Annotated in this window: 12 protein-coding genes; 5 read left to right on the forward strand and 7 right to left on the reverse strand. The window is 51.2% G+C overall.

Annotation, left to right across the window (positions count from 1 at the left end):
- Positions 1-131 precede the first annotated feature (131 nt).
- Positions 132-1,304, reverse strand: coding sequence for an aminotransferase class I/II-fold pyridoxal phosphate-dependent enzyme (locus tag HWQ67_RS03005; RefSeq protein WP_218251166.1), 1,173 nt, complete (start codon positions 1,302-1,304; stop codon positions 132-134).
- 310 nt (positions 1,305-1,614) lie between these two features.
- Here HWQ67_RS03005 and HWQ67_RS03010 point away from each other — a divergent pair, with 310 nt between their 5' ends.
- The 3 genes from HWQ67_RS03010 (at position 1,615) to cutA (ending at position 4,253) form a co-directional block, all read left to right on the forward strand.
- Complete coding sequence (locus tag HWQ67_RS03010; RefSeq protein ID WP_218251167.1) at positions 1,615-2,886, forward strand: peptidase U32 family protein; 1,272 nt, start codon at positions 1,615-1,617, stop codon at positions 2,884-2,886.
- Positions 2,887-3,010: 124 nt separating this feature from the next.
- Entirely contained in the window at positions 3,011-3,892 is an 882-nt protein-coding gene (locus HWQ67_RS03015) for a hypothetical protein (RefSeq protein ID WP_218251168.1), read from the forward strand.
- Between the two features lie 55 nt (positions 3,893-3,947).
- Positions 3,948-4,253 carry a divalent-cation tolerance protein CutA gene (gene cutA, locus HWQ67_RS03020; RefSeq protein WP_218251169.1) on the forward strand — a complete coding sequence of 102 codons (306 nt, stop codon included), beginning with the start codon at positions 3,948-3,950 and terminating at the stop codon, positions 4,251-4,253.
- 4 nt (positions 4,254-4,257) lie between these two features.
- Here cutA and HWQ67_RS03025 read toward each other — a convergent pair whose 3' ends face one another.
- The 5 genes from HWQ67_RS03025 to HWQ67_RS03045 form a co-directional block, all read right to left on the reverse strand.
- Complete coding sequence (locus HWQ67_RS03025; RefSeq protein ID WP_218251170.1) at positions 4,258-5,706, reverse strand: EH signature domain-containing protein; 1,449 nt, start codon at positions 5,704-5,706, stop codon at positions 4,258-4,260.
- A 6-nt stretch (positions 5,707-5,712) separates the two neighbouring features.
- Positions 5,713-9,606 carry a hypothetical protein gene (locus tag HWQ67_RS03030; RefSeq protein WP_218251171.1) on the reverse strand — a complete coding sequence of 1,298 codons (3,894 nt, stop codon included), beginning with the start codon at positions 9,604-9,606 and terminating at the stop codon, positions 5,713-5,715.
- Positions 9,607-9,894: 288 nt separating this feature from the next.
- Complete coding sequence (gene extKL / locus HWQ67_RS03035) at positions 9,895-11,112, reverse strand: multiheme c-type cytochrome (seleno)protein ExtKL (protein ID WP_218251172.1); 1,218 nt, start codon at positions 11,110-11,112, stop codon at positions 9,895-9,897.
- A complete protein-coding gene (locus HWQ67_RS03040; protein WP_218251173.1) occupies positions 11,099-12,169 on the reverse strand; it encodes a YeeE/YedE family protein in 1,071 nt (356 codons plus the stop codon). The genes extKL and HWQ67_RS03040 overlap by 14 nt, the downstream gene beginning before the upstream one ends.
- Before the next feature lie 5 nt (positions 12,170-12,174).
- Positions 12,175-13,248, reverse strand: coding sequence for an ADP-ribosylglycohydrolase family protein (locus HWQ67_RS03045; protein ID WP_218251174.1), 1,074 nt, complete (start codon positions 13,246-13,248; stop codon positions 12,175-12,177).
- A gap of 212 nt (positions 13,249-13,460) precedes the next feature.
- Between HWQ67_RS03045 and HWQ67_RS03050 the strand changes: the two genes are divergently transcribed.
- Entirely contained in the window at positions 13,461-14,849 is a 1,389-nt protein-coding gene (locus tag HWQ67_RS03050) for a TldD/PmbA family protein (protein ID WP_218251175.1), read from the forward strand.
- A 108-nt stretch (positions 14,850-14,957) separates the two neighbouring features.
- Positions 14,958-15,989 (forward strand): UDP-3-O-acyl-N-acetylglucosamine deacetylase, encoded by a 1,032-nt coding sequence (lpxC, locus tag HWQ67_RS03055; RefSeq protein ID WP_218251176.1) that lies wholly within the window; start codon positions 14,958-14,960, stop codon positions 15,987-15,989.
- Positions 15,990-16,128: 139 nt separating this feature from the next.
- Here the strand turns inward: lpxC and HWQ67_RS03060 are convergent.
- Positions 16,129-16,483: hypothetical protein (locus tag HWQ67_RS03060; protein ID WP_218251177.1), on the reverse strand; the 355-nt coding region annotated here is incomplete at its 5' end.

Raw genomic sequence — 16,483 nt, forward strand, 5'->3', positions numbered from 1 at the left:
GATGTCAATATCTGCTATTTTTTTTAGCTTAATATCGATGCCTGTGCGTTTTTTTATTAGTTCGCCCTGTTGAAGAAGGATTCTTGCGGTACCGCTGCCGACCGTGCCAAATCCGATTATGCCAACGTTTGTCATTTGCCTAGCAACCTCCTGATCCCTTTTGTGGCTTGTTTGATCCTGTGTTCGTTTTCGACCAGAGCAAAGCGTACGAAGTCGTCGCCTCCTTCGCCAAAACCTATGCCCGGCGCCACGGCCACTTTTGCCTCTGTCAGCAGGAGCTTGCTGAACTCAAGCGATTTCATATGTCTGAACTGCTCCGGTATACGTGCCCATGCAAACATGGTTGCCTTTGGCGGGGGGACGGGCCATCCGGCCTTGTGCAGGCCGTCAATGAGGACGTTTCGTCGTTTTTCGTAAGTCTGGCAGATTTTCTCCACGATATCCTGTTTCTCCCGCAGTGCCACGATAGAGGCTATCTGTATGGGTTGAAACATGCCGTAATCGAGGTAGCTCTTGAGCTTTGTGAGGGCGCCAACGATCTCCCTGTTACCGCTACAGAAGCCAACGCGCCATCCGGCCATGGAATAGCTTTTGGTCATAGAAAAGAACTCCACCCCTACGTCGATGGCGCCCTTTGCCTGCAAAAAGCTCGGCGCCTTATAGTCGTCAAAGACGAGGTCTGCGTAGGCCAGGTCGTGGATCACGATGAGGTTGTTTTCCTTTGCGAAGTCAACGATCTTCTCAAAGAAGCTGATATCGATGACCTCCGTTGTGGGGTTGTGCGGGAAGTTGATGATCAGCAGTTTTGGTCTTGGCCAGGTGTTTTTGTAGGCATTTTCCATTTCGTCAAAGTAGTTGATGCCTGCACCGATGGGAATGTTTCTGACCTGTCCTCCGGCAATGATGACACTGTATGGATGTATGGGATATGCGGGGGTGGGGGTGAGGGCGACATCGCCCGGTTCGATCATTGCCAGGATCAGGTGGCTGAGGCCCTCTTTGGAGCCGATGGTGACGACCGTGTTTTCGTTTGGGTCAAGTGAGACGTTGTAGCGTCTGTCGTACCACTCGCAGATGGCCATGCGCAGTTGAGTGATACCCCTGGATGCGGAATATCGGTGATTTTTGGGGTTTGCGGCTGCCTCGCGTAGTTTGCTTACTATGTGTTGTGGTGTGGGCAGGTCTGGATTACCCATGCCCAGGTCGATTATATCTTCCCCCTTTCTTCTTGCCTCACTCTTGAGGTTGTTTACTACGGCAAATACGTAAGGCGGCAGCCTGTTTATTCTGTTAAATACATACATTGGGACATTATACCACAAACCATTAACCGATGCAACAGGGGATAAGCAGGAAGGGGTCAAGGGGTCAGCGACCCCCGGCATAAAGGGGGGGCTGGCCCCCTTGCAGGGGAGGTCTGAGGAGGGGGCGGAGCCGCCCTCCTTCTTTCTTTTTTTAGGGGTGAATATTGTTATACATGTTTATGCTCCCTTGCTTATGAGGCGTTGTTGAGTTGGCGCATCTTAAATTTGCATATATCTCTTAATTTATTCTATAATTAGGTAATGCAGGGTAGCACTCAAATCAACCGTGGACGAGGTATAACGTATTGAAATGAGCAAGTTATTTATACCCAGTGCCAAAATACTGCCTCGGATGAAAAGGCCTGAGCTCCTTGCCCCGGCGGGCAGTTTTGACAAGCTCAGGACCGCCATCCACTACGGCACTGATGCCGTGTATCTTGGGCTGACCGGTTTTAGCCTCAGGGCGAAGGGTGACAACTTTGACGGAGGTCAACGGGGGGAGCAGCTAAAATCCGCCGTCGATTACGCCCACGCTCACGGCAAAAAGGCCTACGTTACGGTAAACGTCTTCCTTCACAACGCCGACCTGCAGTCACTGGCGGAGCACATCGATTGTCTCAGAGAGATCAACCCCGATGGCGTGATCGTCTCCGACCCCGGGGCGTTTGACGCCATAGCCGAGGCGATCCCCTCACTGCCAATACACATCAGCACGCAGGCCAATATCACAAACTGGCGCTCGGCACGGTTCTATGAACGACTTGGTGCCAAACGCCTCGTCCTCGCACGTGAACTCTCAATCAACGAAATCAAAGACATCCGCGACCACGTCTCCATAGAGCTTGAGTGCTTTGTCCACGGGGCGATCTGCATATCGTACTCGGGCAGGTGCTATATCAGCGCCTTTCTGGCCAATCGGTCGGCAAATAGCGGCCTGTGTACAAACTCGTGCCGGTGGAACTACACGTTGATGGAGGAAAAGCGCCCCGGTGAGCACTTCCCCGTTTACGAAAACGACAGAGGCACTTACGTTATGAGTTCCAGGGACCTCTGCATGATCGAGCACCTCGATAAACTGCATACCGCCGGCGTGAACAGCTTCAAACTCGAAGGCAGGGTCAAGGGCGTCAATTACCTGGCCACCGTGGTGAAGGTCTACAGGGAGGCCATAGATGCCCTCAACAGTGGCAGTGATTACGTCGCAGACGATCGGTGGCTGACGGAGTTATCGTCGGTGTCAAACCGGGGATTTACAACGGGGATGTATCTGGGCAGTCATCCCGATGGCCATTACAACCACGACGAACAGGAGATGTACAAAGGCAGTCACAATATACTTGGAGTCGTCCGCTGCACACGTGATGGCTGGGGCGAGGTCTACCTCAAGGGCAAGTTGGCCGTAGGGGACTCTGTAGTGTTCCTATCCCCGGGGCTGGAACGTGCGGCCATCATACTCCGGCAAATAAAGGACGTCTTTGGAAATCCCATAGATTCAGCAAAGAACGAAGACACGGTCATAATACCCATCATTGAAGGCGTCAAGAAAAACGACCTGCTGAAAAAAAATGAGACTCAATGTTAAAGTTTTTAAGAGGACGCAATAATTATTTTTCAGACGCCCCTCTACCATGCTTTTTAAAGAGAATACGGTTGGCGTATTTTTTTGGGTAGTTTTCAATTTTTAATACCATATAGTATAATATATCATGAAGGATACACCACCGAGCGGTTACGATAAGCTCATCAAGGAGCTGATGGAGGGGATCGAGCAGCCTCTGATAGAGGATGTATTGGGTATCAGGGCCGATAAAGTTACCAGACTCAACACCCTGATGCAGTTGACGGACGAGCGCGAGGTCGATTTCCTGGCGAAAATAGACTGCGCTAACGCCGACTCCTTCATTGCACACGTAGAGTTTCAGAGCACAAATGACCCCAAAATGCTTAAGAGAATGCTGCGGTACTTTATTCACATCTATTCGTTGTACGAGTTAAGGGTAAAGCAGTACGTCATCTTCATCGGCAAAGACAAAATGAATATGAAAACGCGGTTAAAGCTGCCTGAGATTCGCTACAAATACAAACTGATAGACATGAGGAATATCTCGTGCGAAAAATTTCTGTATTCCGGTGTGCCTGGAAAAATTATTCTTGCGATATTGTGCAACATGGGCGGGCGTGATGAGAGGGAGCTTGTACGGCAGATTTTAGAGGAGTTAATGAAGGTCACCAAAGGACTTGATCTGTCAAGCAATGTCAGGAAATTAGAGATGCTCTCAAGGCTGAGAGACATGCAAAAAATCGTGATAGAGGAGGTCGGGAAAATGTCAATCGCATATGATTTACCAATAGAAAAGGACCTAAGATTCATACAAGGTAAGCAAGCAGGTAAGCAAGAGGGTTTGGAAAGTGGCCGGGTAGAAGGCATGCAAGATACGATAGAACTGTTGTTAAGGATGAGGTTTGGCGAAGAAGGCTTATCGTTTATGCCTAAAATCAGAGGTTATGGCGATACATCAAGGCTCCGCTCAATAACGGAAGCATTGATAAAGGCACAGGACATCAGAGAGGTTGAGGGATTACTTTAGCCTCATCGCTTGTTTACAGATCATAAGAATATATATCTAAAGGAGACATTGCGATATGGAGTTTTATGTGGTCTTGATCACCGCACCGGATGAGCAGTCTGCCAGGGAGATGGCCATGAGGCTTGTGGAGGAGGGGCTTGCAAAGTGCGTAAATATAATCAACAACGTTACTTCCATCTTTAGCTGGGAGGGTAAGATTGAAACGTCCCCTGAGGTCCTCATGATCGCAAAGACCAGGCGGGATAAGTTCCAATCCCTCAAGGAGCGCGTCATAGGGCTGCACTCCTACTCGGTTGCCGAGGTCATAGCCTTGCCCATCGTAGAGGGGTCGGAGGCATACCTGTCATGGTTGCGCTCGTAGGATTTTAAGGACTGGGGTGTGGCTTTATGTCGTACAGAGACAGGTATTTTTCAACAAAAGGTTGCCAGTTATTTGAGTGATAAAAGCGCAGGGCGGGATAGCTCGTGTGGTAGTAAAACTGGACCATCTGGGTATTTTGTGTTGCCGTGGGAGTATCTGCTTTTTTGAGGTCTGCGATATTCAGAGTCTCTTGTGCCAGGTCTGGCTTAAAACTCTCGTGCTTGTAGAGATACATGGCGGTGTCAGGCTCGGTAAACTCCACGGCATAGAGGCGGTTGTCAAGGTCAAGGACTATGCAGCTTGAATTAAGCCTGCCGGTGTCGCAGCATAACGATGATAGTTCCCTACGGTCTTCCTTGGCTTTTTCAATGACATCTCTGCGGGTCTTGTGGTGGTAGTTGGAGACAAAAATGCGGCTGTCCCTTATTGAACCGGCAAAGCGCAACCAGAATGCCCTCCGTCCATGGGCATCACTGATGTCATCGGATAAAAATTTGAAAAAAAATACGATATCGTCCTCAATCAACCATCTCTTAAATATCCCTGTGGAATGTTCGCCTATTGTACTCCAGTTATCCGCACAGGCGGCATCGCGAGGGTCTCCAAGGATATCCGGAGCCAGGAAATGCTTGTTCAGTTTCTTTTGACAGGCAACCCTGTACTCACCGTCGGAGTCAAGGCGTCGTATCAGTTCGGAGGCAATTTCGTCTGCTCGTGCCTTATCTGTAGTGCCATGGGGCAGCAATACCTCGTACAATAAGACGTTGAGACAAACGTGATTTTTAAAGTCATCCAGGCATAGCTTGATAATATTGCCACAGACCTCTACCAAAAGGTCATCAGCAGAGCCTGGCACCAGATGGTGTCTCAGCAGCAGGGTGTCAATTGGGATAGCCGGGGTTTTCTCTTTATCGTCCAACACGCACATGGCAATGTTAAGCGGTGTGTCTGCGGAAAAGTACATCTCCAGCGATTCTGCTACATTGGAGATATCACAGCCCTCTTGCGCCCCCTGCTCCCAAGACAGCCACAGCTCCCTAAGGGGTAAGAAGACAGATTGATTTTCCATAAAATACCGATACCTCTTGAAATACACGGCAAGCAGATTCTTGTACATCAGACAGGAGCGTATCCCCGCTGTCTTTATTGCATCTAAGAGTCTCAGATATATCGACTTGTTGTTAACCGGCAGGTCGTGGTCACAGGCCAGTACCCTAAGCTCCCTGTGGGTTAGCTCAGGCATACGGTTGTGGATTGCCAGGGATGCGTTGATTTTATTCTTTATCTTTCGCAGTTCGGAGCGATAACGGGTTGGCGCTGCTAAGGTGGTAACAGGCGTTGGCGCTTCTTCCTTTCTTGCAACACTCTCCGATGCAAGCGTGTCATAGGCCAATCCCGATTGCCCTATTGAGCTAATCGCCCTCTCAATGTCCCGGATGTCAAGGCCAGGCAAGAACTACTACCCCTTTAGCTTATCGTTTAACTGCACCAGCGTAGATGATATCTCATCAACCAGCTCGGTCTGAACATGGATAACCCCACGGAGGCTGTTGACCGACTCTGACAGGCCGGCGTTGATGTCGTTGATGAACCTGGTCAGCCCATCGGTCGTGCGTCCGGTGAAGACGTCTGTTTGTTTGACGAGGTTGAACAAGAGCTTTTCCACGGTAGTGCCGAGTTCTTTAAACGCGTCCCTTTCATGTTCCAGCAACTGGGTATTGAGCTTGCTTTTGCCATCTACTTCCTTTAGCAGGTTATTGAAATTGGCGTACAACTTTTCGTGTGTATCTGCAGATTTTATCAACCCCTCGGTGAGGTGCTTGACCCCAGTAGATGCAGTTGCCAACAACACGGCAGACTCCTTTATTAAGCTGACAAGTTTGGAGCTTTTTTCAAGCGTATTATTCTGTCTTTCGATCGAGCTGTTTATGAGGTTGACCAGTTGCTTAAGGCCATCCTGCGACACTGTGTGGTGTGTGGAGAGTTTGCTTATGTGTTGCTCAATGCTGCTTGTCCAGTCCATGAATTTTGCAGTTTGGTTGTCTATGCTGCCCGACGTCTTTGACAGATTGGAGGTTATGTCGTCTATGAATTGCTTAAGCCCGTCGGTCGTGCGCACGGTAAAGACGTCTGTTTGAACAACGAGGTTGGTCATAACCTTCTCTATGGTGCCTTCGAGTTCTTTGAAGGTGGCCTGTTGTTTTTCCAACAACCGGGAGTTGAGTTTACTTATGCCCTCTATTTCCTTGAACAGGTCGTTGAAGTTTACGTAGAGCCGCTCCTGTGAACCTGTGGACTTAGCAAGGCCATCGGTAAGGAGTCTGACATCACCCGATGCAATTGCCAGTAAGGCAGCTGATTCCTTTATCAGTCCGACTACACGGGCACTATCCTTGAGGGTATCGGCCTGTTTATCGATGGCATTGGTTATACCAGACATTAAGCGTTCAAAGTTCTCCTGAGTCAGAGCGCTGTGCGTGGAGAGCTTCCCCACATGTTGGTCAATGCTGTTTGTCCATTCCAGGAGCCTTGTGTGTTGGTTTTCCATAGTACCGGCGGTCTTTGACAGACTTGAGACTATATCGTCGATGAATTGCCTCAACCCCTCGGTTGCACGCCCGGTAAAGACATCTGCCTGGTGTACAAGGTTGGTCAGGGCCTTCTCTATGATGCCTTCGAGTTCTTTGAAGGTGGCCTGGTGCTTTTCAAACAACTGGGAGTTGAGCTTGCTTATGCCCTCTGTTTCCTTGAACAGGTCATTGAAGTTTACGCAGAGTCGCTGCTGTGAGTCCGTGGACTTGGTAAGACCATCGGCAAGGAGTCTGACATCACCAGATGCCGTTACCAACAAGTCGGCTGATTCCTTTATCCGTTCCACCACCTGGGCGCTGTCTTTAAGGGTATCTGCCTGTTTATCGACAGCGTTGGTTATAATGGTCATTAAGCGTTCAAAGTTCTCCTGAGTCAGTGCGCTATGGATGGAGAGCCTTCCCACATGTTGGTCAATGCTGTTTGTCCATTCCAGGAGCCTTGTATGTTGGTTTTCCATAGTGTCGGTGGTCTTTGACAGACTTGAGACTATATCGTCGATGAATTGCCTCAGCCCATCGGTTGTACGCCCGGTAAAGACATCTGCCTGGTGTACGAGGTTGGTCAGGACTTTCTCTATGGTGCCTTCGAGTTCTCTGAAGGTGGCCTGGTGTTTTTCAAACAACTGGGAGTTGAGCTTGCTTATGCCCTCTGTTTCCCTGAAGAGGTCATTGAAACTTACGTAGAGTCGATCGTGTGAATCCGTAGACTTGACCAGGCCATCGGTAAGGAGACTGATATCGCCAGATACGGTTGCCAGCAAGGCAACGGATTCCTTTATCAGTCCGACCACCTGGGCGCTATCCTTAAGGGTATCGGCCTGTTTATCGACAGCGTTGGTTATGCCGGACATTAAGCGTTCAAAGTTCTCCTGAGTCAGTGCGCTGTGTGTGGAGAACTTGCCCATATGTTGGTCAATGCTGTCTGTCCACTCCAAGAGCCTGGCGTGTTGGTTTTCCATAGTACCGGCGGTCTTTGACAGACTTGAGACTATATCGTCGATGAATTGCCTCAGCCCATCGGTTGTACGTCCGGTAAAGACATCTGCCTGGTGTACTAGGTTGGTCAGGACTTTCTCTATGGTGCCTTCGAGTTCTTTGAAGGTGGCCTGGTGCTTTTCAAACAACTGGGAGTTGAGCTTGCTTATGCCCTCTGTTTCCCTGAAGAGGTCATTGAAACTTACGTAGAGTCGATCGTGTGAGTCCATGGACTTGATCAGGCCATCGGTAAGGAGGCTGATATCGCCAGATGCGGTTGCCAGCAATGCGACGGATTCCTTTATCCGTTCCACCACCTGGGTGGTGTCCTTAAGGGTATCGGCCTGTTTATCGACAGCGTTGGTTATGCCGGACATTAAGCGTTCAAAGTTCTCCTGAGTCAGTGCGCTATGGCAGGAGAGCTTGTCCATATGTTGGTCAATGCTGTCTGTCCACTCCAGGAGCCTTGTGCGTTGGTTTTCCATAGTACCGGAGGTCTTTGACAGACTTGAGACTATATCGTCGATGAACTGCCTCAACCCCTCGGTTGTACGTCCGGTAAAGACATCTGTCTGGTGTACGAGGTTGGTCAGGACCTTCTCTATGGCGTCCTGGAATTCCCTAAAGGTTGACTGCTGTTTTTCCAATACCTGGGAATTGAGTCTACTTATGCCCTCTGTTTCCTTGAACAGGTCATTGAAGTTTACGCAGAGTCGCTCGTGTGAGTCTGCGGACTTGATCAGGCCGTCTGTAAGGAGTCTGATATCGGCAGAAGTAGTCGCCAGTGCGGAGGCGGTTTCGCTTACCAGGTGCGCTGCCCGGGCACCGTCGTTGAAGGTATCAAGCTGCTTTTCGATTGCAGCATTTATGCGCTCAATCAGTTTCTCAAGGTTTTCCTGTGCCATGGTGCCGTGTGCGGAGAGCTTGCTGATTTGTTCAAAGCCATCAGCGTAGAGACCCTGTATCTCGTTTATCGCGGAGCTGAGATAGGTAGTCAGCTTTGTGTAGGTAGAGCGCATTTGTTCCGGCAACAACTGCAACTGCTCGATTACGGACTTTATGTCTTGGCTATATTGGAGTGGAATGGCATTTAAGGCCTCAGGGAGTCTGGCAAGTTCAACGACTATATCATCTTTGAAGGATTTCATGCCGTCAATTGCACTAACCAGTTGCCGTATTGTACTCTGGCTGTCTGTTTGCTTGTCGTCTGTCCTGTTCAGCCCGCAGACAATGGCGTCAATGCCAGGCTTAAGATTTGTGAAGAAAATCTCAGTGATATTTGAGATGAGATTTTCAACATGCTGACTATTTGATCGGTGTACGGTGTTTGCGTGTTTTTTCAGTCCCTCGTCGATGGTTTCGCAGACGGAGAGGATAAGTTCTTTGTTGACCGCACCGGCTGCCAGTCTGTTGGACTGCTCAAGCAGGGCAATGATCGTTTCAAGGCTCGCTTGTAAGTAAGCAAGGTTTGTCTGCGCATCGCTCTCAGCCTCGGCATCACTCTCGGCTTGCACTTGGGATTCCATCCCGGAAGACGGATGATGGTTCATTAACCTCAAATACTCGCTGATCTGCTGCTTGGTTTGGTTGTTGTCAAGGACGGTCAGCCAGAAATAAAGCACACATGACCCCAGCGTAATAAGCGCAGGGACATACACCAACGCCTGCACATGTGGGGTCTTGCTCAGGAGCAGGTACCCCATGCCAAAAATAATGGACACGGCCAGCAGCATTGGCACAATTATTGCCACGCTTGCTTGCGCTTTCAGGTCTCTGATATGTTTCATTACTCTATAGAACCTATGTCGGATATTGTAGCAAAAATGTTTAGGGAATGCTACTACAATATTATCAGGTCTGAGGGGAGCCAGGTGCGGCTCGCCCTCCGCTGCGAAAAAATCGTGCCTCACCCCCTGGAGCGCCAAGAAGTGGAGCCGCTCCCCTTTTTTTTTTCGGGTATCAAAATTGCTCGGATAGAAGAAAGAAAGGGGCGGCTCCGCCCCCCTTCAGAACCCCCTGCAAGGGGGCCAGCCCCCTTGACCCCTTATAGCTACTTATGCTCGCTTACTTACGTCCTACTGGTACCTCAGCACCTTCCTCTGCTCGTGGACAAGGAACTCTAGCCCTTCAGTGTGGATGTACCTGAGTCTGACCTGGAGCTTGATCTGCTTTGTGTCTTCAGGGAAGTGGGGATAGTAGATTTCGCTTGTCATCTTTCGTGGTTGAAGCGAATAGTCCAGGATGTCCTTGACCTCCCAGGGGTCGTATCTGCGATTGCCGTTGATGTCAAGCCCGGCCTCGAAAAATTCCCTGGTGTCGGACCAGACCACCTTGTCTTTTTCGTTGGTTGCGGTGATGTCCAGGACGATCTTTGACGACCACATGCAACCATCGGGGAGCCTGTGACCGGCGTTATTGGTAAGATCAACGGTGATGGCCGCCGACGGTATCCATTTTCTTTCCCCTACAGGCTGGTCCTTGATGGCCCTGGCCGAAATGGAAAGGGTGATCGCTTCCCTGAGGGTCTCCAGCACGTAGGCCCCGGGGAAGGTATGGCCTCGGTTGTTTTTTTCCATGTGGCAGTCCTGACACCTGTTTTGTCCACCTGCCGATACGTACTGGTCGCGATAGCTCTGGGCAATGGTGCTGCATATAATGTGTTCCCCGTCGGGGGCCGTGTAGGTGCCGTGGCACTGCATACAGAAGATGGCGTTGCTGAGGAACGTTGTCTGCTTTGTCTTATGATAGGGGGTATTGTCCTTGCCGGAGGAAGCGTAGACGGTGTTTTTTTCCGGTTTGTCGGGGGGGGCAACGGCCTTGGCGTTGTGGCAGACGTAGCAGGATACGTTCAGACGGGCGAGGCGCTCCTTGGCACGTTTTTTTTCTTCTTTGTTGGTAGTGGTCTTGCTTGAGGCCAGCTTTATGTCGGCGATTATCTTGTTTACGAGCTGCGGCGAGGCAGACTCCAGCATCGGTGCATGACAGCTCAGACACTTCAGGAGTTCAGCCTTGATGTCTCTGGTCTTTCTTGCAGGGTCCTTCTCTATGCCGTTTACGATGAAGCTGTTCAGCCCCTCCAGGGAGTGCAGTATCGACTCCCGATGCACAGACTTCTGCCACTGGTTATATATGTCGGCGTGACAGGTGCCACACTTCTCCGAAGGAAGGTATACCTCCTCCAATCTCTCCATAGTGTCAGCGATATCCTCTGCCGTTGCAGCGTTGATGTGCATCACAGACAGCATGGCAAGGGCGACAACCAAACTTACACAATAACCTCTAAATTTCTTCATCCGTACTCCTTATAAACTTAAAATATACCGTGGTCCAATTACCCAGGAGCATGAACACAATGGAGACGAGACTCGATACGGCAAGCGTGGACAGTCCCGTGAGGCCATGCCCGATGTTGCACCCCCCTGCGATGGCCGACCCTATGCCCATGATAATGCCACCCAAAAACACCGTAACCATCTCCGAGGCCAGCCCCGATGTCCTTAGCTTACACTCCAACAACCCCTTGGCGCTGAAGAAAGACCCGCCCAGAAGCCCCAACAACATAAAAACACTCCACGTCGGACTATCGCCAAAGTAGACCCACCGAAACAACTCATTCGTAGGGCCGGTAAACGATACCCCCCTGGCCTTGCCCGACCAATACCACGAGGCCCACCAGGCCACGGCGACAATCACACCCAGGATGCCACCCGAGGTGTACCACGAGTATCCGGTAGTTGACCGTGAAAAGTCCCCCCTGGCGATAAAGACCACCGCTGCAACACCCAATACGGCGATCACTATCCACTTGTTGACCCCCAGCAGGTTATATATTGTCAGGGGATAGAGGTCTATCCCTTTGGCCCAGAATTCGTCCACGTTTGTTGAGGTCAGTAGTCTGATACCGTTGTCAGTTTCCCATATCTGATAGTTTCTCAAAAACAGGTTCAGCTTGCTCAAGACCCCCTCGTATGTAATAAATACGCCCGATATAAAGCCCATGACCGTTATCCAGGAAGGGAACCTCCCCTCGCCCACCCGATACCATATGCCGCTTGCGCAACCCCCTCCAAAGACCATCCCGATGCCAAAAATGTATCCCCCGATCACGTTTGCCAGTGGTGCAAAGGCCTGCCGGTTCAACTCCTTAATCAGTCCTAAGTCCTCCAGCAGGTTGGTGCCCACAATGGCCACGATCAATGCCAGCACATAGGCCCTGAATACGGTAAGATCACTGATGAATATGATATCCCTGAAGGCCGAGTTCATACATATCCTCCCCCTCTGGAGCACCCACCCTACACCAAGTCCCACAATCACCGCCGATAATACAAAAAACACGTAATTATGCATGACCGCTATAATCCCCGTCGCACGGGCAACATCCTGCGAAAGAGGTGCGCAAATACCACCAACACAAAGACCACATTGCGCAGCAACGACCCAAAAACGGAGACCTTCAGTGGCCGCTGTGCATAGCCCTTGGCGCAGACCTCGGCGAGTTGGATGCCAAGTCTTTCAATCCAGCTTATTGTTGCCGGCCATTCCCGGATGTTCTGGAGCCACTGTTTTGGGATACCGGCCTTGCCCACGCCAGCCCCCATGATGGCCCCGGTGATGGCCCCGGTGGTGTCCGTATCGCCACCGCAACGTATGACGTCAACAACGGCGCCCCTATAATCCCCCTGATGCCTCAGCCAACTGTGGAGCGCCACGGGGACGGTGTGGTACGTATAGCCGCTTACCCCTTTGGTCAATCCAAGGTCATCGGCAAACCGCAGGGTGTCATCTCCCGCCGTAACGCTCCGCACAACCCGACAGACCAAGCCAAGGAACTCTCCGGCGTCCTCGTTGCTTAAGACATCCCTGAGTCTGTCAAGGAACTCCGGGGGGGAGACGGGTTGTCCGCGGCTTGCCATCCCTGCTGCAACGGCAACTGCTATGGCGCCAAAGCAGGCCTTGGGATCGGTGTGTGTGATGGCAGTGGCTGCCCTGACAAGTTGGCACATCTTTACCGTGTCCTGGCCATAGCACACGCCTATCAGGGCGCTCTTCATGGATGGTCCGTTGCCGGCTGAGAACACGCCGCTGTTGTGCGGATTGACACCAATCCACAGTCTCAGGACAGACAAGAGCGTGGCCTTACCTGTCCCCGCCGGAAGGGTCAGCAGCCACCATCGAAACTGCCGCGCCAGTTCCCTGATAAAGACCTCTGTGTCGGCGTTTGAGGCAATCAGGGCCTGGGCAACCATGCAGGAGTGTTGCGTGTCATCTGAAAACATCCCCCTGCCCAAGAAGAAGTGGTGGCCCTCTATTTCGGGATACGCCTTAAGCTGCCTCTGCCTTGACATCATCTCAAAGGGCAGACCCAAGGCATCACCCACCGCAGTCCCCAGCAGGCATCCAACAATGGCATCCGTATTGTCTGTCATAGACTTATACTATAACACATTGAACAAAGTCCGGGCTTGAGATTCGTATACGCGGCAGGACAATCGCATTTGAGAATTGCTGCCCGTGTTGCAATAATGTAGAGATACTGTTATAATTTTGGTATGTAGGGAGCTATTGTCAGAGAGTCCTCTGATACCGTGTCAACCAGCCGGTTTTACAGATAACGGATGAAAAAATACAAGGAGACCATATGGATGAGTTAAAAGAAGGGCTTTGCAGCCAACTGCTCAGGACGGCATTAAGCGGTGGCGGTGAGTATGCCGATGTATACTTTGAGGATAAAACACCTCTGTCCATCCTCATGGAGGACCAGCGGATCGAAAAGATATCCACGGGCAGGGAGTGTGGCGTTGGCATACGGGTGATCTTTGGTCAACGGACGGCCTATGCCTACACCAACGATATGGCCACGGAGTCGCTGCATGAGTGTGCCCTGACTGTGAGCAGGGCCGTCAGGGGCAACACCCCCAGCACGGTTGCAGACCTGACCAGACTGCGACCAGCGGTCAATTACGTCGTCCTGCACCCACCGGAGGCCGTGCCTGTGGAGAAAAAAATAGCCCTCATACAAAATGCCAACTCCGCAGCCAGAAAGTTCAGCGACAAGATCGTGCAGGTGACCGTGTCATACATGGACAACACAAAGGACGTACTGATAGCCAACTCCGATGGCAACCTCTGCCAGGACAGACGGGTGCAGACGCTCTTTGTCGTCAACGTAATTGCCAAAGAGGGCAACGTCATTCAGACCGGCTACGAAACCATCGGAGGCAGAATGGGGTTTGAGATATTTGACGACAACAGCGTTGACGCCATTGCGTTGAAGGCGGCCTCACGTGCCGTAGGTATGCTCAGTGTCAGACGGGTCAGCGGGGGACGGATGCCCGTGGTCATATCCTCGGAGGCCGGCGGTACGATGATCCACGAAGCCATTGGACATGGCCTTGAGGCAGACCTGACACAACAGGGACTATCGGTCTACAGTGGCAAGAAGGGACAGTTGGTCGCCTCCCCGCTCGTCACCGTGATAGACGATGCCACTCTGCCGGGTAAGCGTGGCTCCTGTGTCTTTGACGATGAGGCCACCGCAGGTCAACGCAACGTCCTGGTGCAGGATGGCGTCATCACTCAGTACATGTACGACAGACTCACCGCCATGCGCGACGGTGTATGTTCCACCGGCAACGGCAGGAGGCAGTCATATCAGTCCAGGCCCATACCGCGGATGACCAACACGTATCTGGCCTCCGGTAACTCCAAGGTCGATGACATCATAAAGGGCACTCCAAACGGGTTGTTCGTCAAGAAGATGGGCGGTGGCCAGGTCAACACCGTCACGGGGGACTTCGTCTTTGACGTACAGGAAGGCTTTATGATCAAGAACGGCATGATTGACGAGCCGGTAAGGGGGGCGACTCTCTGTGGAAACGGTCCGGCTGTGCTCAACGCCATTGACATGATAGGTAGCGACCTGGGCTTTGCCATCGGCACCTGTGGTAAGGACGGTCAGGGCGTACCCGTCTCCGATGCGATGCCCACCGTAAGGATACCAGACATTGTGGTCGGCGGGGAGGTGTGATTGTGTCGTTTAAAACACAACAAATACTTTTTTTATACATAAAGTAACACTCAACTCTGGTGTTTAAAGGGAGTACGTTCTGGCATGTAATTTGATTAAAAACCAGACATGCGATCACAACGGACAATAAAAAGAGACGTGAGCTTTGAAGGCGTAGGGCTGCACACCGGGGCCCACTGCAGGGTGCATATACGGCAGGCGCCGATAGACAACGGCATCGTCTTTCACAAGGTTGGTAGGCTGGGCCTGAGTGCCAATTGGCTTGGCAAGCAGAGGCTGGACAGGTTGAGCAGGCTGGACAAGTTAAGCAGGCTGGGCAGGTTGAGCGGCTACAAGAGTGACGTCAATGCACAGGAAGGCGGTTACTGCGAAGGCAGGGATATGTCGCTTGTTGCGCGTGTGAGTTCGGTTGTGGATACGGCATTTGCCACGACCCTGGGCAACGGCAGGGAGGTTGTGCGCACCGTGGAGCATTTGCTTGCGGTATTGTCGGCTCTGTCCATTGACAACGTTGATATTGCCGTGGAGGGGTCGGAGATACCAATACTGGATGGTAGTGCCAAGGAGATTGCCGAACTGGTACTTGATGCCGGCATCAAAAAGCAACGCAAAAAAATGCCCTTTATAAAGATACTCAGTCCCATCAAACTGGAAGATAAACACTCAAGCGTGGCAATGTATCCCTATGAGGGCCGAAAGATAACGTTCAGGTTGTTCTTTGACGACCACTTTCTTGGCGAGCAGTACCTCTCGATAGACCTCAATGCGGACACCTTTATCGAGGGCATAGCCCCGGCAAGGACGTTTGGCTTCCTCAAGGACGTCGAATACATCAGGGCAAATGGCCTGGCAAAGGGCGGTTCCCTGGACAACGCCGTGATATTCACCGAGGATTCCGTTGTCAACGAGTCGGGTCTGAGGTTTGAGGACGAGTGTGTGCGGCACAAGATACTGGACAGCATCGGTGACTTTTCGCTCTTTGGTTTCCCGATAGAGGGGCACATCGTGGCAGATAAGTCCGGGCACACGACAAACGTAAAGTTCCTCAAAAAGCTCATGACCTCCCCTGAGTGCTGGGAGATAGTCGCCGAAGAGGTACAAAGCTCCCGTTACCCCGTCTTAAGTTACAGCTACATCTAAGCAAAAAAGAAAGAAGGGCAGTGGCTCATCCCAGGGCAATCGCATTTTGCCCGTAAGAAAAAAAAGGGGCGGCTCCGCCCCCCTTCAGAACCCCCAGCAAGGGGACCAGTCCCCTTGACCCCATAAAAGTGCTTGTGGCCTAGCTGGTCTGTTCGCGGACGAGGCGGATACCCTCCCATGCGGGTAGCGTGCCCTCAAGCCGGGCAATGGTAAGCTGACTCCACAGGTAGAGGTGTAGAGCGGCTTGTTGTTGATCTTTGTAAGTATTTTTTTCTTCGGCTTCCATTTTATCAGTCCCTATACAGATGTATTCAAAAATACGAGCCAAATATTTTCTATAAGCAATAATGCGTTCCTTGTCTGTATCTGAAATAGCAATATGCAATATATCTCCCAATAATGTAGCATGTCTCTTAACATACTCGTTATGATCGCCTGACAATATAGGTTTAATTTTTTCTAAAGCTATATTATAATTTTTGGTTACAATATCA

Origin of the sequence: Candidatus Magnetobacterium casense (assembly GCF_019173545.1) — a bacterium.
GTDB classification, from domain to species: domain Bacteria; phylum Nitrospirota; class Thermodesulfovibrionia; order Thermodesulfovibrionales; family Magnetobacteriaceae; genus Magnetobacterium; species Magnetobacterium cryptolimnobacter.